Here is a 21,739-nt window from a genome sequence, read left to right as displayed (position 1 = left end):
CAACAACAAAAATCATAAAGCGTTATAAAAGCAGTATTCAATTCAGTGATTTTTAGCCAATTTAGATCTTTTGGGGTCTGTTTTGTGATGTTAAGCAGTTAAATTTGTTTAAATTTCAAACAAATCCAATTGGGTATTGAATAAGTAAAACAACAGGTTAAGTCAGACAAATCAGCCTCTCTCTTGCCGGAACCGTACTTAGAGAGCACGCACTTGGAGAAATGAGTTACAAAACCACTAATGAAATGGGTGATATATGAGCAATAGATCACAAAATTACAGATAAGATGGAACTTTACATCAATCGGTGAGGAAACATTCAAAAGGCGTCCTATCCTTCAAATAGATCGCTCTTAGAGTGGTATCGGAGCGATCTCGCAGTGGAAACATTGCAGTGGTTAAAATAATTAAAGGATAGAATTATGAAAATGGCAGCCATCGCTACGGCGATTACAACAGCACTCGTCTCTGGTTCAGCACTTGCAGCAGAGGTTTATAGCTCAGATGGCACATCTCTAAGCATTGGTGGTCGTGCGGAATTCCGTGGTGACTTCCAGGGTCAAGAGTCAGGCGCTAAGCTCGATGGAACAATGGACAACAAGTCACGAGTTCGTTTGAACGTAGGTGGCAAAACCCAAATTACTGACGATTTGTCTGGTTTTGGCTTTTACGAAGCTGAACAAAAAGTAAACTCTTCAGGCGGTAACGACAAAGGCACGAAAGGATTGACTTTCGAGCAACGTTACATGTATGTAGGTTTAGAGTCGAATAACAATGCGGTTTCGTTTGGTCGTCAAGATGCAGCGACGGTACAAATCTCACAAATGTCGGATAACGTAGCAACGCACAGTGGTATTCAAAAAACGTACATTGAAGCGGGTGATGAGCAAATAAACAACGCTATCAACTATTCCGGTTACTTCATGGATGCCTTGTCTGTGAAAGCAAGCTTGCTAGCTTCAAGCGAATCAAGCGAAGATGGCTACGCTCTTTCGGGTATTTATACACTTCCGTTTGGTCTTGGTGTTGGTTTGGGTTATGCCGCAAATGAAAATGATGGAACGCAAGATTCTAAGCAGTTTATTGGGGGCTTGAACTATAAATGGGAAGGCCTATATGTTGCCGCAACGTACACACAAGGTGAAGGCTCCAAGAAGTTAACCTCAGCAGATAATGACTTCACTAGTTATGAGTTTGTTGCCCATTACTTGTTCGAAAATAACTTCCAAGCCCTAGTTGGCTATCAAAAAGGTGAAATCGATCCGTCTGGTGCATCTAAAATCGATGTAAGTGACTATTTCGAGCTAACCGGTGTCTACTACTTTAACAGTGCACTGCGCACCTACGTAACTTACAAAGTTAACAATTTGAAAGCTGATAGCTCTTCGCTAGTTGAAGACGCAGACAACTCACTACGTCTAGGTCTACGTTACGACTTCTAACCTACCCGGTTAACCAATACCACAAGGGCGAGTTTACTCGCCCTTTTTTACTTCGTGAAACACTTATATACACTCTGATATTGAAAATACCCAATTAAATCAGAATGTAATATTACCCACATCTATCTGTCATATTCAAATCATACCTTATCCACATCCCAAGGAAGATGTGATGTCGCTTCAATGCATCACGTTATTCAATACTTATAAAGGTAATTAAAATGAAAAAGGCAGTTCTAGCGAGTGCAGTATTTGCAGCAATGGTATCAGGTTCAGCTCTAGCAGCAGAGGTGTACAGCCAAGACGGTACTACGCTAAACATTGGTGGCCGTGCTGAGTTCCGTGGTGACTTTCAAGGTAAAGATTCAGGGAGCAAGCTCGACGGTACAATGGAAAACAAATCTCGCTTTCGTTTAAACGTAGGCGGTGAAACTCAAATTTCTGACAACCTAACAGGTTTTGGTTTCTACGAAGCTGAGCAAACAGTCCAAAATACTGACAAAGACAACGGCGGCAACAACTCAGCGAACAGCAATTTCAAACAACGTTACATGTACGCTGGTATCGGTACTCAATTTGGTGCATTTTCATTCGGTAAGCAAGATACTGCTAACGTTCAAGTATCTAAAATGACGGATATCGGCACGCACACAAACAAGCAAAAAGACTTTATCGATGCTGGTGATGAACAAGTTAACAACACCATCAAATATACTGGCGACTTTATGGATGCGTTGGTAGTCGAAGCTAACTTCGTTGCTAGTGACGAGAAAAGTAACAACTCTTACGGTATCTCTGGTATTTACCAACTACCAATCGGTCTAGGAATCGGTCTTGGCTACTCTGCTGGTGACCTTGGCGAAACAGCTGGTCAAGACAACGGCAGCTCAAACCAGATAATTGGTGGTCTAAGCTATGAAATTGGCTCTTTCTACATTGCGGGTTCCTACACTCAAGGCGATATCAATGATAAAGCGACGGGAACCGATACTAAAGAGTTCATAGGTACAGAATTGGCTGGTCACTACAAGGTTGGTAATGGTTTCCGCGTCATTGCAGCATACAACAAGTCAGAGGTAAAAGACGAGATTGGCGATAAAACAAGCAAACATGATTTTGTCGAGTTAACTGGTCGTTACGACTTCAACAAGAGTCTTCGTGCTTACGCAACCTACAAAATCAACAACTTGAAAGCAGATAGCTCGGCGCTTTCTGAAGATGCAGACAACTCTCTACGTCTAGGTCTACGCTACGACTTCTAAGCGAAACTTAGTACACCCTTTAATCCTATGCCTGAGACCTAGTTCTCAGGCATTTTTTGTTTCAGCCCAATGCATAAATGAAGCATATAAAATTCACTCAAACACAACCATCCCCACCCTGCAATAAGCTTCGAAAATGCACTTTCACAAATAAACACATTCTCACTTAACAACTTGAAAACAATAATAAATGTGTATTTTTCTCTTAATCAAACTGAAATATAAGCTTCATAAACGCCACTTACCTTAGCCTCAACTTTGAGGGGTATAGCCTCACTTTTGATAACCAAGGTATTTAGAAAATGAAAAAAGCAGTATTGGCGAGCGCAGTTGTTTCAGCATTGATGTCTGGTCTAGTCGGCGCAGCGGAAGTTTACAACAGCGATGGCACTTCTCTAGAAGTTGGCGGTCGTATGGAATTTCGTGGCGATTTTGGTGGCAAGTCTAGCGGCGAAAAAATGGATGGCTCTATGGATAACCAAAGCCGTGCACGTCTTAGCATCAAGGGCAAAACAAAAATCAATGACAGTCTAGCAGGTTTTGGCAAGTGGGAAGTTGAACACAGCGCGAAGAAAGCATCTGGCAAGGAAGAAACCTTTAAGCAGCGTTACATGTTTGCTGGCCTAGAAACTGACTTTGGTGCGGTTTCGTTTGGTCGTCAAGATACTGCTGGTGTTATCATTTCTCAAATGTCGGACAACGGCCAAATCTACACAGGTGCTCAAAAAGAGTTCATCACATCAGGTAACGAACAAATTAACAATACTGTGAAGTACTCTGGCAACTTCGCAGATGCGCTAACGATTGAAGCAAGTGCCATTGCAGGTCAAGAAAGTAACTCTAACGGCTATGGTATTGCTGCTCGCTACGACCTTCCTTTCGGTCTAGGGCTAGGCCTTGGTTACTCACAAAACAGCGCGGGTAAAAATTCTAACGGCGATCAAAAACAAACTATCGCTGGTTTAACTTACGCAATCGCTGGCCTAGAGCTGGGCGGTACCTACACTCAAGGTGATCTAGACACTGCTAACGGCACTGAATTCAAAGGTACAGAAGTCTCTGCGAACTACAAAATCGGTGGTGGTTTCTCAGTAATGGGTGCCTACCAGAATACCGAACAAGAACAAGCGGCATCTGCTGAAAAGAAGAAAACCGATTTCTACGAACTTACGGGTCAATACAAGTTCAACAGCAACCTACGTTCTTACCTAGCGTTCAAACTGAACAATCTTAAGAAAGGTGACAACGCATTGGCTTATGATGCAGAAGATTCCATGCGTCTAGGTCTACGTTACGACTTCTAATCACGTCTCGTAGCAACTAAACCACTGCCAACAATTTAGCTAGCATCCTGGACACCTAGAAACCTAGCTATATAGCTTCGTACTTTAAGGCTGAGCATCTCGCTCAGCCTTCCCTATTTTAGTGCAAATGCACCAGCCTACGCCCTTCCTCAAGATGACCTATCAATTCCATAACAGTTAAAGTCACACAAAATCAATACGTTAAAAACTTAAACACACTTGGCACGACTACTGCTTTAGTAGTAGAGACAAATGCTGGCAGCATTTGCACTTATCGGTCTCGGTGTTAGTCGGGTTGCTTTTTTAGAGGGAGAAAGTGACTTGATAAACACACTCTAGGCAGAAGGGACTTCATAAGTGGTCACTATTTGCCTCCCCTGAGCGAAACTAGGGGAGGTTTTTTTTGTCCTGATTTTGGCTATCGCGCTTATGACTACTGGATCAAACGAACAACCAAAGCGCCCGGATCACGTAGGCTATCTACATTGTAACTAAGAACCGTACCAGCATGAGGTGCATAATATTGGTCGAGTACCTGCCCAAAAGCGTCATACTGCGTGGCTATAAGCTGGTCAGCTTCCACTTGCTGTAATAGCTCAACCTGAGGGATAACAAACCCACCTTGACGTGCTCGCACTGTAGTAATGCTCTGCCCCTCTACTGCGCAAGGCAGCACTTCAGGCGCACTTCCTTTCATCAAACCATGACGGGTCAATATTTGTCGAACGCCGTCAACCGTGCGCTCAATGAGCTCAGGCTGAGTGATCTTACCCATCCCTACTTCAATAGTAATGCTCGGCACACCTGAGCTGTTCCATACCGTTTCAAGTACACCTGCGTCGCCCGGATCGTTAAGAATTACGTCTGGTTTTATCGAGCGAGCCATCTCCAGCGCAGGATCTAGCCTAAAGTCAGCAAACACATAAAGAGGATACGTAGCGCCTCGGGTTTGAGTATGCAAATCAATGGCAAACTCAGCATTGGGCTTCAGCAGTTGATTCCAAAGACGATAGAGATATTGATTTGCCGCATCACCATCGACTTTGCCAGGAAAGAAGCGATTGAGGTTGGCGGGTGACGCGTCCGGATCAGACGAGCTGAAATCACGGCTGTGACTTAAAATGCCAGGAATATTCACAGAAGGCACGATCGTAACGACGCCCGCATCCACATTGCCTTCCAGTTTTCTAGCAAGTTTATGAGCCGTCAAAATACCATTGAGCTCATCACCATGCACACCAGCGGTGATCATAAACTTAGCGCCCGGTTTTTCGCCCTTTATGACGATAACGGGCAGCTGAATACCCACGCCCATTGCGTTGGTGGAAACTTGAAACCAAAACCGGTGCTCACCGGAAGGAAGCGTATCGACATCAAGTGATGTGATGGTTGGATAAGTTGGTTTGATGTGTTGCTGAGTTTGTTGTTCCATCATTTCGCCCAATAAAAAAACAAAGCGGGACAAAGCCCGCTTTTTTAAACCTTCAAGTATCTAGGTATTACGCGAACCCAGCGAGGTGCGCACCGATAACCACAAAACTTGCTAAAACGAATAGCAGCAGTATAAAGCGCCAACAGAATTTTGCCCAGTCACCCCAATCAATACGACACACACCAAGCGTTGCCATCAAGGATGCTGATGTTGGTACGATAACGTTAGTAAAGCCATCACCAAGCTGGAATGCCAGTACCGCAACTTGACGTGTCACACCGGCAATATCTGCTAAAGGTGCCAGCAGCGGCATTGTTAGTGCAGCTTGGCCAGAACCTGAGGTCACGAAGAAATTAAATACCGACTGGAATGCGTACATTAACCAAGCAGCGGCAACATCAGGTAGACCGCTAATCATGCCACCAGCACTGTTAAGAATAGAGTTTAGAACGCTAGACTCATCAGTAGTACCGCCACCTAAAATTAGCAGTACACCCTTAGCACAACCAACAAGTAACGCTGGTGCAAGCATAATGCTTGCGCCCTCTTTGAAAGCATCAGCCATGTCATTTAGGGTCATGCCGTTCAAGCGGAATAACACACCAATAAGACCGGCTACAAAACCCATAGTAAAGAACTGAGAAGCGATCTCAGGGATGTACCAAGCGTGCATCACCACGCCCCATACTACCCATACTGTCGTTGCAACTACTGTAAGAAGTACCAGCGTATCGCCTAAGTTCCAACGAGATTCTTTAACCGTATCAGCTTGCTTTCTAAAGTAAACATCAGTACGGCGGCTGTATGAGAGCTCTGGATTCGCTTTAATGCGAGAGGCATAAACCATAGTGAACACAATACCAATAACGGTAAACACTGCCCACATAACCATACGCATAGTCATCCCTGACAGCACTGGAATACCCGCAATCCCCTGTGCAACCGCAACAGAAAATGGGTTCATCCATGACGTTGCAAAACCAATTTGCGTCGCTACGTAAGTCACCATGACCGTCGTAATACCGTCATAACCTAAACGAACCATCAACGGGGCAATAATAATAGCAAATGCCACCGCCTCTTCACCCATACCAAAGACTGCACCGCCCAGAGAAAATAGGCCAAACAATACGGGAATGAACAGCGCTTCGCTGCCTTTGGTTTTATCGATCAGTCGTAAAATACCGTTATCGATTGTGCCTGTGCGCATCACAATACCAAACGCACCGCCGATGACCAGCATGAACATGATCACACCAATCGCGGAACCCCATTTCGAGCCAGAAACTAAACCTTCAAAGGCAAAGTTCATTAGGCCGATACCGCCACCTGAAGCAAACAGTCCGACTGACTTGTATACCAAGTCACCATTTTCATCGGTTGCGTATTCAAAAGAATGTGGGTCGATAACGGTGCGCGTTTTTTCTGCACCGTCAACAAGGTAAGTCACTTCCTGGCTGTCAAAATGACCAGCTGGGACAAAGTAAGTTAGCAATGTAGCCAGGATGCCGACGATAAAGATAAGAATAAGGGTATCTGGCATTTGCCAGGTTTTCGTCCCTTGTGACACGTTTGATGACGCTTCAGTATGAGTATTCATAATTACGTGAGGGTTAAGCATAAAATTTGGCATAAATATCCTTTATTCAGCATAAAAAATCAATATCTGACTGGACATCATTTGAACATTCGGAGATTAAATTGATCTATCGCACTGGATTTGCCTACCCCTACCCCTTCTTTGATACTCTCTCTCGCTTGGTCGTGATTAACATTCGTAGTAACATGCGGAAAAAACTACCAAAACTATTTATGAGCTCACATCACCACCCTATTCGTGGCGCACTTTGGATGCTAGCTGCCGGTGCAGCCTTTGCCTTAGTTAACAACATTGCCCAAGTGGTCAGTATTCGCCATAGTATGCCATCAACCATGGTGGCGCTTATTCAATATGCGATCGCATTCTTCGTGATTCTGCCTTATCTGACATCACTTGGATTTAGGCGCTCATTAAAAACTCAGCACTTCTCCAAACATCTGTTTCGAGTTTTTCTCTCTGTCGTCGGGATCCAGCTCTGGATGTGGGCGCTAGCCTATCCGGTACCTATTTGGCAAGGCATCGCACTACTTATGACATCGCCTCTCTTTGCCACCTTGGGCTCAGGACTACTACTCAAAGAAAAAGTGGGACCAGCACGTTGGCTGGCGACGCTGTTTGGTTTTATCGGTGCGATGATTATTCTAGAACCTTGGGCTGACGACTTTAGCTGGGCGACACTGTTGCCCATTGGTGCGGCATTCTTCTGGGCGTGTTATTCATTGATGGTCAAACACTTATCTTCGGATGATTCTCCATCAACTATGGTCGTGTACTTACTGCTGCTCATCACACCATTTAACCTATTTCTGGCGCTTCCAGAATGGTCGTTACCAACAACAGGCTGGGTGTGGGCTTTACTTGTTGGTGCTGGTGCTTTAACAGCCCTAGCACAATGGGCAATCGTTAAAGCGTATTCGGTCGCAGACGCATCATTTGTCCAGCCCTTTGACCATGCGAAGCTGCCAATGAACGTTCTCGCGGGTTGGATAGTATTTGGCTGGGCACCACCAGGAAGGTTATGGCTTGGCGCGGCCATCATCATCGCATCGGTTGCCTTTATTACCCACTGGGAAACATCCAAACGCGACAAAAAATAATTTGCGCTGATTGAAATGAAAACCCGTATTCAAGGTTCTACTCTATTAAATGGAAGAATTAAGAGGCAAAGAACATGGCACAACCAATTAAACTGACTTTATACCGCTGGGCTGGAAGCTGGGGACCATTCAAAGTTAACATTCCGTGCGGTGAGTGCACCTTAACCAAAGACATACTGACCGACACCTTTGCCAATGAACTTGACGGTATTCCAATTGAACTAGAAGTAAAAGACTGGCTATCACATTGGTGGGAGCCGTTAAAAGCAGGTTCTTGGCATGCTCCGATTTTAATGGTCGAAGGCAAAGTCGTTAGCCAAGGGGAGGCATTGAATCGCGGCGTATTGGTTCAGTCGGTGATTCAAGAGTGGACGAAACGCGACACATTACAAGGCAATATCGTTTACGGAAAGGCCACTTGTCCTTACTGCGTTAAAGCCAAAAAGCTACTCGACGACGCGGGTATTCCTTATACCTATCATGATGTGGTCAAGGACAGCGCTGCACTATATCGAATGATACCGGAAGTAAAAGCACATATTGGCCTCAAGACGCCGGTAACAGTGCCGCAAATCTGGCTCGAGGGTGAGTATATCGGCGGAGCAGACAACTTAAAGACGTGGCTTGAAAGTCGCACCCCAGCAAAAGCGCCTGATAACGTCGTTGATTTTAGTGAGAAGAATGCCTCTTAAGCTAGAAGAATTGCTGTTCAGGCGTTTTCAAGATATCGATTCATAGCTTCAGATAAAAAAGAAGGCTCGCAATGTGCGAGCCTTCTTTTTTTCAATCCATTATTTAGCCAGTTTTTTCATCATTCGTTTAACGAAAGACTTTTTCTTCGGCTGTGCTTTTCCATAAAGCATGTCATCCATCATTTTCTTTGCTGCCAATTGACCAACATACGCTGAACCTAGTTCGTAGCTCATGATCGTTCTCCGATAGATATGTAATTAACTTTCAACTAATTGTAATTTTATACCTAAGAGAGAATAAAACAAGAGGCATATCACACTTTTTCGTACTAAATTTCCAAAAAATAGCGAAAACCCAATATTCGAGCCCTCTTATGGAACATTAATCCTGTCAAACAAACTTTGTTCTTAACACGACAAAAAATCGGAATTGCCACCAAGCAAGGTTCTGATCTCTAATTAGCCTTTGAGAGTTCTGACACTATTCCATTTTGGAATTTCTGTCTTTCCAGACTTTCATTCAATTGTTTCATATACTTTTGAACAAGTTAATTTGAGCCATGAATTAAATCTGTCGCAGCCTATGCTGGCGACACCTACAAGCAACGTGGATGCGCCCTTCTCAATGCTCATTTTTTGTTATTCACTTGTTTTGCAAGGTTAAGTTAATGCTCTATCCAAACAGCAAAGATTGTCTCATCATTGATAACTACCCTATCGTTAGGGAGTCGATTGCCAAGATCGTAACCAGTATTGATGACATGAACTTGGTGCACCAAACAGACAGCATTCAAACTGCTCTGAACCTGGTTAAAACTGGCAATATCGAACTGATCATTCTCGATGTTAACCTAGCAGAGGCCGATGGTTTCGAGTTAATGCGCCGTGCCTATACTGCAGGCTATAAAGGCAAAGCGATTTTCGTTTCAAGTTATGGCTACCCTGTATATTCAGAAACCGCGTATAAACTAGGCGCCAATGGTTACATTAGCAAAACGGAAGATACTGCGTTGATTCGCGATGCCATTGCGGGCGTGATGCGTGGATATAACTTGTTCAAGACGGATTACAAACAACGCAGCCGTAACATTGTGTTGTCGCAGCGAGAAACTGTGGTCTTTAACTACTTGAAGAAAGGCTACACTAACAAACAAATATCAGAATTCCTGTCGTTGAGTGCAAAAACGATCAGCACTTACAAATCACGAATACTGGACAAATATGAGGCTAATTCCATTGTTGAGCTACTGCATACACAAGATGTAGTACAAACTCAGCCTACTGTGGGTGTCGCTATCAGTGGTACAGCGGCGAATCATGACACTGCGCCAGCGATGACTCCTCTTCCAGTTGCAGAAGCAGTCTTATAATTTTCTAAACCGCTTACTTCTTGGCAAGGACGCCAAGTTACTCCCCTAAAGAACTCAATACCGCCAGCTTAATCACACTATGTAGCTTTTGATGTAACGGGTTTTGCCTATCACTCTGTTTAATACAAGAGACAACCGGTGCATAAGTCTGCATGCGCTCTGGAAACGGTATATATCGAACACCTTCTCTCGAAGCAAGATGCTTTGCCAACACCACCGAAGTGTTTTCCCGACGAACTAGCGACATCGCCAATGAAAAATTATCAAGCTTGGTTTTATAATCGAAAGAAAGATCGTACTGCGCCATTTGTCTGATCAGACGATGGTTTGTTTCATTCCAGCCCCGAACCTCAAAAAAGATACATGGGTTGTCAAACACATCTTGCCATTGGTGGAGATCACTTTGCTCGCCTACTAAGGCTCCCATCTCGACATTGAACAAAGCGCTTTGATACAAAGACTTGGAACAATCTTCGTTAAACATCTGAATACCCAGTTGCACTTTTTCATCAAGAATACGCTGATAAGTATCACGTCGCCATGTGATCAACTCAATTAACGAATTACCAAACTCCGCTCTAAGAGCAGAGAGTATAGGAAGGGCAAAACGCTCAATGGAAGTGTTGTCTAAGGCAATAACAATCGGATGTTCATATTGAGTTGCATCAAACACCTCACCTTGCTTGAGAGCATTTTCAACCGAGCGCAAACCGCGCTGTATGCCAGGCATTATTCGCTCGAGATAATGTGTAGGCTCTAAGCCTGAACTACGGCGAATAAACAGCGGGTCACCAAGCTGTTCACGAAGCTTCGCCAAATGCTTACTAACCGCACTTTCTGTTTTACCTAACTTTGCCGCCGCCGTGGTTAGATTACGATGCTCATAAATGAGTACCAATACCTTCAGTAAGTTATAATCGTGCTCTTTATGCATGTTGCGTACTCGTCTGTTCAACCGTTCGCGCTTTGCTGCGCTTATCTCGATACAATAGATTGTCAGCGCGTTGAATCGCGGCCTGTAAATTATCACCTCGCTGAATTTGGCTTACGCCAAAGCTGATGGTCATAGTCAGTGACTGCTTACCGAAAGGCGTAGATTCAATATCACTCGCTAGCCTATCTGCCAACTGATACGCAGTTTGCTCACTGCAGCCAGGCAACAGCACCAAGAACTCATCACCACCACTTCGTATCAAATAATCACTGTCTCTAAAGTTATCCGTCATACATGTCGCTATGTGAATGATAGCCTCATCTCCAACATGGTGCCCGTAGGTATCGTTAATCGTCTTTAAGCCATCTCCATCAATGACGATAACCGACAACCCTTGCTTTTCCTTGATGTATTTAAGTGCACTGTCTTTGAGAATAGTACGATTGTAGATCCCGGTTAACTCATCGCGACTGATGGCAATTTCTGCCAACTTTAGCCGCTCGCGCTTAACGTGGAGTTCTTCTAGCTTTACAAAGATATAAAATAAGATCGCCACAAGAAGGAGGAGTAACCAACTGGTATCAATGACGAGCTTGCTAAAAGGAATGAGATAAACAAACTCAAAGTAGTCATCAACAACAAAATGTTTAGCAAACGCGTGCTTTTTTAGTGGGTAACGTAGGTTTTCAATAATGACCTGACGCTTGTCGCCATCTTTAGCAGAGACAAAGGTTTTATTGGAGATAAAACCAAAATAGTTCAGATAGATATCAACATTAACATCACCAATCATCGTCATTCCATCATAAACAGGACTCGACAACGTAATCGTAGGTTGTCCGGTCACCTTGTCCTGATGCACATCAGACACAACGAGTCGGTTTGATAAATCTTCTGGCGACACAAAATACGCACAGTTTGATGTCGCGAGACACGATTTTTCCGAAAACGCTGATTTAACAACATTGGCGGGAATATCGAACGACTTAGCTGATAGCAGCTTTTGTCCCTCGTAGGAGCGATAGTAAAGTGAATAAGACGGCACGCTGACCATTTCTGGCATGCTCCCAAACATTTTTTCAGCCGTCGCACTGATCACTTTTTCATTGTGAGTCAGTGTTTTATTGTCATCATAGTAATAGATCTTGCCACGATCAAACGACCTTTCGTCCACGAATTTACCGCGATTCGCCTCGACTTGAGCTTCAAACATCACCCCCATGATGTACAGGGTAGATTTATAATCTTGTACTGTTTTTGTGAGAAGGCGAAACTTTGCTTGCTCATTTTCCACCAAGTTGTCGGTACTGTGATAAATGGCAACCCCATATAACAATACCGACAGTATCAGCGCTCTAGCTAAGATAAATGTGTATTTTTTTGCGTGAGAGTGCATGCAATTAATCGTGAACCTTGAGAAAGTGAAAGCGCGCAATTATCAGACAATATTGTTTGATAATCAACAAGTCAGCTTTTAGGTAATAACGGTTATTCCTAATATATTAGCTATTACCAAACGCACTAATTAGGTGGCTAATACATGCTCTGATCCGATTGGGTTGATACTTGTCTTTGTGGTAAATGATCGACAAAGGAACATCGCTAACTTGCCAGTCGGTAAAGACAGAAACCAGTTGCCCCTGCTCAATTTCTCTCTCACAGTAAATCCGCGGCACCCGGATAAGGCCAAGCCCTTTTTTCGCAGCATTTATAAGCACTCTGCCATTTTTGCAACTCAATACACCTTCAATAGGCACTTCAACGGACTCTTTAGTTTCTATATGCTCAAAACGCCACTTAGTTACGGAACCCGTGATGCAGCGGTGAGATTTTAGATGTTTAGGGTGCGTGACAGGCGCAGAGTTTGCTAAGTAGCTTGGACTAGCCAGTGTTTGCATTTCAATCGTGGTGAGCTTGCGCGCGACATAGCTGGCATCAGCTAATTCTCCCATTCGAATCGCTAAATCAAACTCTTCCTCTAAGAGATCAACACGGTGACTCGAAAAGTCGAGTTCAACGGTCACATCAGGATGAGCCTGTAAAAAGGCAGCAATGAACTCCGAAACCATCTCCTCGCCAATATAACCGCCTACACAATTAATTTTGATGTTTCCGCGAATCGTCTCAATATCATCAACCGCAGTATGTACGGCTTTATCGATACTATTTAATGCTTGGTCACACGAGGCTAGAAACGCCCTTCCGGCCGTGGTCAGTTTCATTGAACGTGTAGTGCGAATGATCAAGCTTACACCCATCTGCTTTTCCAGTGACTGTATTTGTCTAGAGACATGAGAACGTGATACGCCCAATGCTTCTGCAGCCTTAGTGAAGTTCCCCAAGTTCGCAACAAGGACGAACGCTCGAACATCGAGAAGATTAATGGAAGAGTGATACATGGCTTCGCACCTTTGTGAGTGGTAGGTTTATTTTGTCTACAATCCCACGAATTGCAACACTTGCATTGCACCTCAACGTTGACATGTTTGTTGTGTGCTCAACCTTTTCAAGAGTGCTTTTGACGCATTCAGTACCAAATGTAAGTTTTCAGCGCAATATTTACACTTCGCACAATAAATAGCCAAAAGTGATTCAGTTAAAACAATCATAGCTTACCGAAAATACAATATTTACATCTACCCACCTGCCGATTAACCAATATTAAACACCCTGTTATCACCGATAGATAATGTTTGTTCTAGATCAGCAATATGGCGTATTAGTGTCGTGCCACAGGCTATTAAAAGGTAGAGTCATTGACACATTTAGAAATAAATAGACATGTATTTTAACAGTATCAGGGGAGATTTATGTTAGAACTGATGATCGGCTTAGTGGTGACCATCACCGTTGGCTACTTTATCGTTAAAGGCTACAAGCCAGCAGGTGTGTTGCTTACCGCCGGTATTTTATTACTGCTTTTGACCGGTGTATTAGGTCACACTGTGTTGCCAGCGAAACTGACATCAACAGGCAACATGGTGACGGATTCGCTAGAGTATGTGAAATACATGCTTCAGTATCGTGGCGGCGGCCTAGGTATGCAGATCATGCTGCTGTGTGGTTTTGCCTCTTACATGACGCATATCGGCGCTAACAACGTGGTGGTAAAACAGTTCTCTAGGCCACTGTCTTTCATTACCTCTCCATATGTTTTGTTGGTTGCGGCGTACATCGTAGCCTGTCTGATGTCACTGGCCGTTAGCTCGGCTACTGGGCTTGGTGTGCTATTGATGGCTACTTTGTTCCCAATGATGACGGCAATGGGTATTTCTCGCCCAGCAGCAGTGGCTGTCTGTGCTTCACCTGCAGCAATTATTCTTTCTCCAACATCTGGAGACGTTGTGATTGCAGCAGAAAAGTCTGGTTTGGCTTTGGATGTGTTCGCGGTGCAAACGGTGTTACCCGTTTCTATCTGCGCGATAATTGTTATGGCAGCAGCGGCATTTTTCTGGAATAAGTACTTGGACAAAAAAGAAAATACGCCAATGGAGCGTGTTGACGTTTCAGAAATCAAGGTAGACGCTCCGGCGTTCTACTGCATTCTACCGTTCTTACCAATCATTGGTGTTTTCCTCTTCAATGGCCGTACAATTCCGGGGCTGTCATTGGATATCTATACCATTGTTGTTGGGTCGATCTTCCTAGGTGCTGTGATTGACTTTATGGTTAAGCGTTTCAACGGTAAGAAGACCTTAGAAGACCTAGAGTCTTGCTATCAAGGCATGGCCGACGCGTTTAAAGGTGTGGTAATGCTATTGGTTGCCGCAGGCGTGTTCGCACAAGGTTTGATGTCAATTGGCGCAATTGATAATTTGCTTCACTTGGCCGACAAAGCGGGTGCTGGCGGTATCGCTCTAATGCTTATCCTAACCGGATTAACGGTCGCAGCCGCAATCGCAACAGGCTCTGGTAACGCACCGTTCTATGCCTTCGTTGAGCTTGCGCCATCTTTGGCCGCTAAGATGGGACTAAACCCAGCATTCCTTATCATTCCAATGCTGCAAGCATCGAACTTAGGTCGCACCATTTCACCAGTATCTGGCGTTATTGTTGCAACATCGGGTATGGCGCAGATTTCTCCGTTTGAAGTTGTCAAACGTACGTCTGTTCCAGTCATCGCTGGCCTTGTCACTGTCATCATTGGTACACTGGTTCTTGTACCAATGAGCGCTTAATTAAAACATAGCGTCGTCAAAACACAGCTTCATCAAAACAAGGGGAGCTAACTAAGCTCCCCTTGTTTAAAACGCCTCACCAACCGATAAGTGCAACGTACTTTCTTCTGGCCCGCGCGCTATATCGAGTCGAATGTTCATCTTCTTCTGCTCTACTGGTTGCCACCTAAGGCCTATACCTTTCGTGACAACCGTACTTTGACGTAAGATATCTTGTTCCGCTTCTGCCGTTTTCCCAAGTCCCACAAAGCCAACCGCGCCAAAACGTGGCATAAATGTCCAACGCCCCTCAAACTGCGCCTGAACAATGTTGTCATTTCGATAGCGACCATGGTTAAAGCCACGCATTTGTAGCGTCGGTTTTTCATAGAAAGGCACATCACCTCCGCTGGTCATTGCGGTCAGTTTTGAGGCAAACACTAGGTCATTTCTGACGCTCCAGTAGTTACTCGTCGACAGCTTACCAATGTTGTAATCACCATCACCTCCCCAGTTTTGGCCATAATCCATATAGCTAAACTGAGTGTACCAACCTTCTGTCGGATAGTAGTTGTCATCACGCGTGTCGTAGTGAACAACCGCGCCAAGTCCAGCCGACTTCACTTGCTCGGTTCCCGGCCAAAAATCGTTAAGTTCTCGGAACGAAATGTCGGTTTGCATGTAGTTATATTGAGGGCCAATGTACCAATGCGACCCAGCAACTTGGAACAAGGCTCTGAGCATGACACCACTCATTGTCATGTCATACTTAAGCGGATCATCCGCAAAAATAGGATCGTTTCCGTCTCCGTAATACTTAAGCTTTAGATCGCCATGAAAGATGCCACCGGTATAGCGCACTGAATCATCTTTTAACGCGCCATCATGGAACGCACCAATCAACCAGCTCTCTGTCGACGTGTACATGCCGACGATACCCGACGTATCGTTGTGCGCCTTAGAGTCTGGCTCTTTGGCATGCATATACAGCCCTACCAGTTGAACACCTGTTCCTAGGGTGGGATTTGACATTGGAATCGGCAACGCAATGAAACCCTGCTTTTCTTCATTACTTTTACTGGTGCTATCCACTTTAGACTTCTTGTCATCAACGTGGTCTTTATACTCGGCCGACCAGGCGGGAAAAGTACTCAGCGCCAACGTTAATGCCAACACAAGAGACTTACTAGGAGTAGCTTTAAAACTGAACTCACGGTGAACCATTTACAACATCCCTGTATCGATAGAACCTCTAGTATACATACAAGTTATCCCTAAGATCTAAGCCATGTCTTGGGGAGGTTAGCAAATAATCGATAAAACTCTGGCAAAAAATTCATATACATACATCCTCATGTTTATCTTTCCCGTACTAAGCTTTTGGTGACAAAGTCAGACAGAAGGGACAACAATGAAAACGACACTTAAAGGACTAACACTGTGCGCGGCTATCCTAGCTCCAACAGCGATCGCTGGTGAGCACGTCATTTATGAACTAAATGGCCAGTCGTATGAAGGCTACTGGGCAAAAGTAAACAACACCGCGCCGTTAGTACTCCTAGTACATGATTGGGATGGCTTAACCGAATACGAAGAAAAGCGCGCGGAAATGCTCAATGAAATGGGCTACAACGTCTTTGCTGTTGACCTCTTTGGGCAAGATGTAAGGCCGACAAAGGTCGAAGATAAACGTCAGCATACCGGTGAACTGTATAAAGATCGCGCCAAGTTACAAGCATTGATGAATGCTGGGCTAGCAGAAGCTGGCAAGCTCGGCGGCAATCTCGATAACACTGTGGTGATGGGCTACTGCTTTGGAGGTGCAGCTACGTTAGAGTCAGCGAGAGCCGGCATGCCTGTTCGCGGCTTTGTGACCTTTCATGGAGGACTAAAAACACCAGAAGGCCAAAGCTACGCCCAAACAAAAGCGCCAATTATGGTGCTCCATGGCACCGCTGATTCAGCCATTCCTATGTCTGAGTTCGCTGGACTTGCGGTTGAGCTTGAAGAAAATGGCGTAAACCACGAAATGATAACCTACAGCGGAGCACCTCACGCATTCACTGTGTTTGGCTCTGACCGTTATCGAGAAGATGCGGATAAGAAATCATGGACTGCCTTCTCTACTTTCTTGAAAGAGACCACAGGAAGCTAAGCAAACCGCTAGATGCAGGGTATAAATGTAACAGCTTGACTAGGCAATAAAAAAACCCAGGTATTAAGACCTGGGTTTTTAGCTTTCGTTTTACAGCTTACGGTTTTCGATTAGCTTGGATTCTTTGCCTTGAACAAAATTGCGTACATCACTGGGATAAACACCAAGGTCAATACGGTTGCAAAACCAAGACCAAACATAACCGTGATAGACATGTTCACGAAGAACACATCACCAAGCAGCGGGATCATGCCCAAGATTGTCGTACATGCTGCCAGCATTACTGGTCGCATACGAGAGATCGAGGAGTCAATGATCGCATCGTAAATCGGTTTCTCTTCCGCTTGCATGTCGATCTCTTCGAGGAGAACGATAGCATTCTTGATGAGTAGACCTATCAAACTTAATGCACCTAGAAGTGCCATAAAGTCAAACGCACCATCAAGTAACAATAGACCTGCGGTAATACCAATGATAGCCAAAGGTACGGTGATCCAGATGATTAGCGGCTGACGCACTTTACCAAATAGAAGTACCACCACGATGATCATCATGATAAACGATACCGGAATCGCGCTAAACAGTGCACCTTGCGCTTCCGCTGAATCTTCGTACTCACCACCCCAGTCCATCGTGTAGCCAGGTGGAAGTTCGATAGCTTCAATTTGTGGCTTCAAACGCTCGAATAGTGGTGCTGCAAGTTCACCAGTTGGGTTCGCAGAGGCAATAATAGTCGTTAGACGGTCTCGTCCACGAATCATCGCATCTTCCCAAACGGTTTCAAAACCAACAACAACCTGCGCAATCGGCACTGTGCGCTGCAGCACAGGGCTATACACTTGTGCATCCATCAACTGAGACACATCTTGGCGCTCGCTAGCATCAGCACGGAAGTAAATTGGCAACAGGCGCACACCGTCACGGTAAATACCTACTTGGGTACCTTCACTTGCTGCTCGAAGTGACGCTGTAAGCTCCGTTCTCGTCACGCCTAATTGACGCGCAACTTGCTCGTTGAAGATAGGTTTGATCAGCTTAACTGGTTGGCGCCAGTCGTTACGAACTTCTTTGGTACCCGGATCGGCATGCATGATCGCTTCAGCTTGAGATGACAGATCGCGCAAGACTTCTGGATCTGGACCTGCAAAGCGCGCTTCAATCTTGGAGTCACGTCCTGGACCGATACGTAAGCCTTTGATCTTAGGTTCAATGCTTTCGATATTCTCCGTCATGAACTGATCGATCTTAGCTTGCAGTGGTGCAATCACGTCTCGATTTTCAGTACGAATAATAATCTGGCCATACGCCTTGGTCGAATCTTGCGGTGTGTATACCAAAGAGAAACGAGAAGCACCGCCACCGATAAAGCTTGCCGTCCACTCTACGCCCTCTTGGCCACGAATAAACTCAGCTACCTTCAGTGTATCATCACGAGTTTGACGAATATCCGTGCCTTCTACTTCCCAAATATCCACAAAGAACATTGGTGTGTTCGCGTTCGGGAAGAAGGCGTTCTTAACAAAGCCAAAGCCCCAAACAGCCGACACAAACATCGCTAGAATGACACCAATAGTCAATACACGCTGTTTAAGTGCGAACTGAAGAATACCTTTATAAATAACAAAGCCAGCCCCCGCATAAGGGTCTTTCTCTTCTTCCTCTTCTTTCTTGTCTTCTTTCTTAAGAAGCATCGCACACAACAGCGGTGTTGTTGACACTGCTGTCACCCAGCTCAAAGAGAGTGAAATCAAGATAACGTAGAAAAGAGAGCGCGTGAATTCACCCGTGTTACTTTGCGACATACCAATCGCGGCAAACGCAAGGATACCTACGGCGGTACCACCAAGAAGTGCCAAGCCGTTAGCGCCAACAACTTCACCCGCTGCTTTCATAGCAGGCATACCGCGCTTGATCCGTATCATCATCCCTTCGGCGACAACGATGGCGTTATCCACCAACATACCAAGGGCGATGATCAGGGCACCAAGAGAGATACGTTGTAGCTCGATACCATAAAGGTGCATGAGTGCTAGCGTACCAGCAACAGTAATCATTAGAACCGCACCGATGATAAGACCTACGCGCAGTCCCATAAACGCAAGTAAAACAACAACTACAATGATCAACGCTTCGACTGTGTTGGTAACAAAGCCTGCAACCGACTGATCAACTTCGTTTGGTTGGTTGTAGATGATATCTAGGTTCATCCCTAGTGGGATCTGGTTCTCAAGGCTGGCTAGCTTATCTTCAATAAGGCCGCCTACTTCAACCACATTACGCCCACTTAGCATCGAAATACCAACCGTTAGCGACGGTTTACCATTGAAATAAATGAGCTTGCTTGGCTCGTCGCTGTATTCACGAGTAACCCTTGCAACATCACCCAGACGGATAAGCTTCTTATCAGTACTAGAGATAAGTAGGTCTTCGATTTCACTTACGTGCTTAAAGGAGCCAGTCGGTTCAATACGAATGTACTCAGGACCAACTCGGAACCGGCCAGAGTCAGACACCAAGTTTTGCGACTGAAGCAAATTCTCAATCGTTGCCATGTCGATGCCAAGCTCCGCCATTTTCGAGCGAGACATTTGCACGTAGACCACTTCTTTTTGGTCGCCATCAATCGACACCTTACGCACACCAGGCACCAAGACCAGTTGCTTCTTCAGATTGTCAGCAACATCTTTAAGTTCACGGTATGTGTAACCTTCACCATTAAGTGCTAGGAAACCACCATAAACATCGGCAAAGTCGTCGACAATTTGTGGTTCACCGGCACCTGGAGGCAGCTTATGCTTGTTATCCGCAATTTTACGACGTAGTTCATCGTAAATACCCGGCATTTCGGCAGAACTGTACTCATCTTTAAACTCAATCGTGATGTCGGACAGACCTTCACGTGTAACTGAGCGTTTGATGCGTTTTACTTGCCCTAAGAGGCGAACCGCATCTTCAATGTGATATGTGACTTCGTCGTACACCTCTTGTGGTGACGCACCTGGGTAGGCTGTAATGATTTTCGCTTCTTTGATTGTGAATGCTGGATCTTCGAGTTTACCCATTTCAAAGTAAGCTAATACACCGCCAATCGTCATCAGCAGCACTAGCAGCCAGCTGTTGACTTTATTCTTTACTGAATACTCACCTAAATTCATATAACTTCTCTTCTTGCTGAGTCACAGTGGGTTATTGCGCTTGATCGATCTCTGGCATCAGGCTCACTTCCATACCTTCAATCAGGAATGGAACACCAACAGTCACAATGCGCTCACCCATTTCAAGACCTGAAAGAATGGTAATGCGATCGCCTGACATATTTGAAACTTCAACAGATTTAGGCTCTACCGTATTGTCACCTGTAACAACCCAAACTGTCGCATTGTGTGCGTTGTCGCTCACAACAGCCGTCGCAGGAACTTGAATAGAACCAGACGTTTCTTGCAGCTTAGAGAAGTCTGCCGTCACATAACCCGTCATCCCAGGAAGGATGTTTTGATCGGTTGGTGCTTCCATCGACACCGTCACTTCGAACGTTTGAGTATCCGAATCTGCTTTAGAAGATACTTCTGTCACCGTTACTGGATACGGCTTTTCACGCGCGGTATCAAAGTAAGCGAAAACAGGAATTTCTACCGGTTCTTCTGCTTGTTCATCACGGATCTGACGAACCAGTTTCTCAGGTACGTTGAATTTAAGTTCAAGCGTGTTGAGGTTTTGGAAAGTAAACACAACCTGTTTAGCTTCAACGTTCTCAAAGTTTTGAATATCACGCTGTGCGACAAAGCCATCAAAAGGGGCAAGAAGTTTGGTGTAGCCTAGCTCTGTATTCGCTTTATCATATGCCGCTTTAGCTCGTGTTAAATTTGCACGTAGCTGCTCGAAATCTTTCTGAGAGATAAAATTATCTTTAATCAGTTCTTGAGCACGTTTGAAATCAGCTTGAGTACGTTGCAACGTTGCGCGAGTATCACGAACCGCCAGTTTAAAGCTCGTATCATCGAGCGTTGCTAGTACCGTTCCTTTCTTAACGTTGTCGCCTTCTTTAACAGGAATACTGTTTACTTTGCCAGAAACGCGGAACGCCATATCTGCACGATCCGATGCAAGAACTCTTGCAGGGAATTCGCGAATCATGCTTTGGTTTTCTAGCCCAATAACAACCGTCTTCACAGGCCTTACTACCGGCGCTTCCACTGTCTGTTCTGGCTCTGGACTACATCCTGTCAACGCAACACCAATTGCTGCTGCCAGAGTAAGAGCACGTAAATGAGTTTTCATAACAACCACCCAATAA

At 44.9% G+C, this 21,739-nt stretch carries 17 protein-coding genes; 8 read left to right on the top strand and 9 right to left on the bottom strand.

The features are described from left to right. The first annotated feature begins 422 nt into the window (after nucleotides 1-422). From PG915_RS21160 to PG915_RS21150, 3 genes are all read left to right on the top strand, one after another. Nucleotides 423-1,442: a porin gene (locus PG915_RS21160; RefSeq protein ID WP_353498969.1), complete on the top strand. Its 1,020-nt coding sequence runs from the start codon at nucleotides 423-425 to the stop codon at nucleotides 1,440-1,442. Between the two features lie 221 nt (nucleotides 1,443-1,663). Then, a complete protein-coding gene (locus PG915_RS21155) occupies nucleotides 1,664-2,704 on the top strand; it encodes a porin (protein WP_353498968.1) in 1,041 nt (346 codons plus the stop codon). Between the two features lie 302 nt (nucleotides 2,705-3,006). Next, nucleotides 3,007-4,008 carry a porin gene (locus PG915_RS21150; RefSeq protein WP_353498967.1) on the top strand — a complete coding sequence of 334 codons (1,002 nt, stop codon included), beginning with the start codon at nucleotides 3,007-3,009 and terminating at the stop codon, nucleotides 4,006-4,008. 433 nt (nucleotides 4,009-4,441) lie between these two features. Here the strand turns inward: PG915_RS21150 and PG915_RS21145 are convergent, their stop codons facing one another. After that, nucleotides 4,442-5,440, bottom strand: a complete 999-nt coding sequence (locus tag PG915_RS21145) for a succinylglutamate desuccinylase/aspartoacylase family protein (protein ID WP_353500183.1) — start codon at nucleotides 5,438-5,440, stop codon at nucleotides 4,442-4,444. A 67-nt stretch (nucleotides 5,441-5,507) separates the two neighbouring features. Continuing rightward, on the bottom strand, nucleotides 5,508-6,983 hold the full coding sequence (gene yfcC / locus PG915_RS21140) for a putative basic amino acid antiporter YfcC (RefSeq protein ID WP_353500182.1): 1,476 nt from the start codon (nucleotides 6,981-6,983) through the stop codon (nucleotides 5,508-5,510). Between the two features lie 269 nt (nucleotides 6,984-7,252). On the opposite strand from yfcC, the gene PG915_RS21135 reads away from it, so the two are divergent. Then, a complete protein-coding gene (locus tag PG915_RS21135; protein ID WP_353498966.1) occupies nucleotides 7,253-8,137 on the top strand; it encodes a DMT family transporter in 885 nt (294 codons plus the stop codon). A 74-nt stretch (nucleotides 8,138-8,211) separates the two neighbouring features. Beyond that, nucleotides 8,212-8,829: a glutaredoxin family protein gene (locus tag PG915_RS21130; RefSeq protein WP_353498965.1), complete on the top strand. Its 618-nt coding sequence runs from the start codon at nucleotides 8,212-8,214 to the stop codon at nucleotides 8,827-8,829. A 99-nt stretch (nucleotides 8,830-8,928) separates the two neighbouring features. On the opposite strand, the gene PG915_RS21125 is transcribed toward PG915_RS21130, so the two are convergent. Further along, nucleotides 8,929-9,063 (bottom strand): hypothetical protein, encoded by a 135-nt coding sequence (locus tag PG915_RS21125; RefSeq protein ID WP_353498964.1) that lies wholly within the window; start codon nucleotides 9,061-9,063, stop codon nucleotides 8,929-8,931. Nucleotides 9,064-9,497: 434 nt separating this feature from the next. On the opposite strand from PG915_RS21125, the gene PG915_RS21120 reads away from it, so the two are divergent. Next, nucleotides 9,498-10,199, top strand: a complete 702-nt coding sequence (locus PG915_RS21120) for a response regulator transcription factor (RefSeq protein ID WP_353498963.1) — start codon at nucleotides 9,498-9,500, stop codon at nucleotides 10,197-10,199. Between the two features lie 37 nt (nucleotides 10,200-10,236). Here the strand turns inward: PG915_RS21120 and PG915_RS21115 are convergent, their stop codons facing one another. The 3 genes from PG915_RS21115 to PG915_RS21105 all read right to left on the bottom strand — a co-directional run bounded on the left by PG915_RS21115 (nucleotide 10,237) and on the right by PG915_RS21105 (nucleotide 13,532). Beyond that, entirely contained in the window at nucleotides 10,237-11,133 is an 897-nt protein-coding gene (locus PG915_RS21115; protein ID WP_353498962.1) for a LysR family transcriptional regulator, read from the bottom strand. Beyond that, nucleotides 11,126-12,529, bottom strand: a complete 1,404-nt coding sequence (locus PG915_RS21110; RefSeq protein WP_353498961.1) for a sensor domain-containing diguanylate cyclase — start codon at nucleotides 12,527-12,529, stop codon at nucleotides 11,126-11,128. Before PG915_RS21110 ends, PG915_RS21115 begins: the two co-directional genes overlap by 8 nt. A gap of 106 nt (nucleotides 12,530-12,635) precedes the next feature. Beyond that, a complete protein-coding gene (locus PG915_RS21105) occupies nucleotides 12,636-13,532 on the bottom strand; it encodes a LysR family transcriptional regulator (protein ID WP_353498960.1) in 897 nt (298 codons plus the stop codon). A gap of 411 nt (nucleotides 13,533-13,943) precedes the next feature. On the opposite strand from PG915_RS21105, the gene dcuC reads away from it, so the two are divergent. After that, nucleotides 13,944-15,311 carry an anaerobic C4-dicarboxylate transporter DcuC gene (dcuC, locus tag PG915_RS21100; protein ID WP_353498959.1) on the top strand — a complete coding sequence of 456 codons (1,368 nt, stop codon included), beginning with the start codon at nucleotides 13,944-13,946 and terminating at the stop codon, nucleotides 15,309-15,311. A 66-nt stretch (nucleotides 15,312-15,377) separates the two neighbouring features. Here dcuC and PG915_RS21095 read toward each other — a convergent pair whose 3' ends face one another. Next, nucleotides 15,378-16,514, bottom strand: a complete 1,137-nt coding sequence (locus PG915_RS21095; RefSeq protein WP_353498958.1) for a BamA/TamA family outer membrane protein — start codon at nucleotides 16,512-16,514, stop codon at nucleotides 15,378-15,380. A 187-nt stretch (nucleotides 16,515-16,701) separates the two neighbouring features. Between PG915_RS21095 and PG915_RS21090 the strand changes: the two genes are divergently transcribed. After that, complete coding sequence (locus PG915_RS21090; RefSeq protein WP_353498957.1) at nucleotides 16,702-17,445, top strand: dienelactone hydrolase family protein; 744 nt, start codon at nucleotides 16,702-16,704, stop codon at nucleotides 17,443-17,445. A gap of 110 nt (nucleotides 17,446-17,555) precedes the next feature. On the opposite strand, the gene PG915_RS21085 is transcribed toward PG915_RS21090, so the two are convergent. After that, a complete protein-coding gene (locus tag PG915_RS21085) occupies nucleotides 17,556-20,600 on the bottom strand; it encodes an efflux RND transporter permease subunit (RefSeq protein ID WP_353498956.1) in 3,045 nt (1,014 codons plus the stop codon). Nucleotides 20,601-20,631: 31 nt separating this feature from the next. Beyond that, complete coding sequence (locus PG915_RS21080) at nucleotides 20,632-21,723, bottom strand: efflux RND transporter periplasmic adaptor subunit (RefSeq protein ID WP_353498955.1); 1,092 nt, start codon at nucleotides 21,721-21,723, stop codon at nucleotides 20,632-20,634. Nucleotides 21,724-21,739 lie beyond the last annotated feature (16 nt).

Origin of the sequence: Vibrio sp. CB1-14, assembly GCF_040412085.2 — a bacterium.
In the GTDB taxonomy this organism is placed as follows: domain Bacteria; phylum Pseudomonadota; class Gammaproteobacteria; order Enterobacterales; family Vibrionaceae; genus Vibrio; species Vibrio chaetopteri.
Note: the sequence above shows the minus strand (reverse complement) of the source record. Positions and strands in the feature narration are given on the sequence as shown.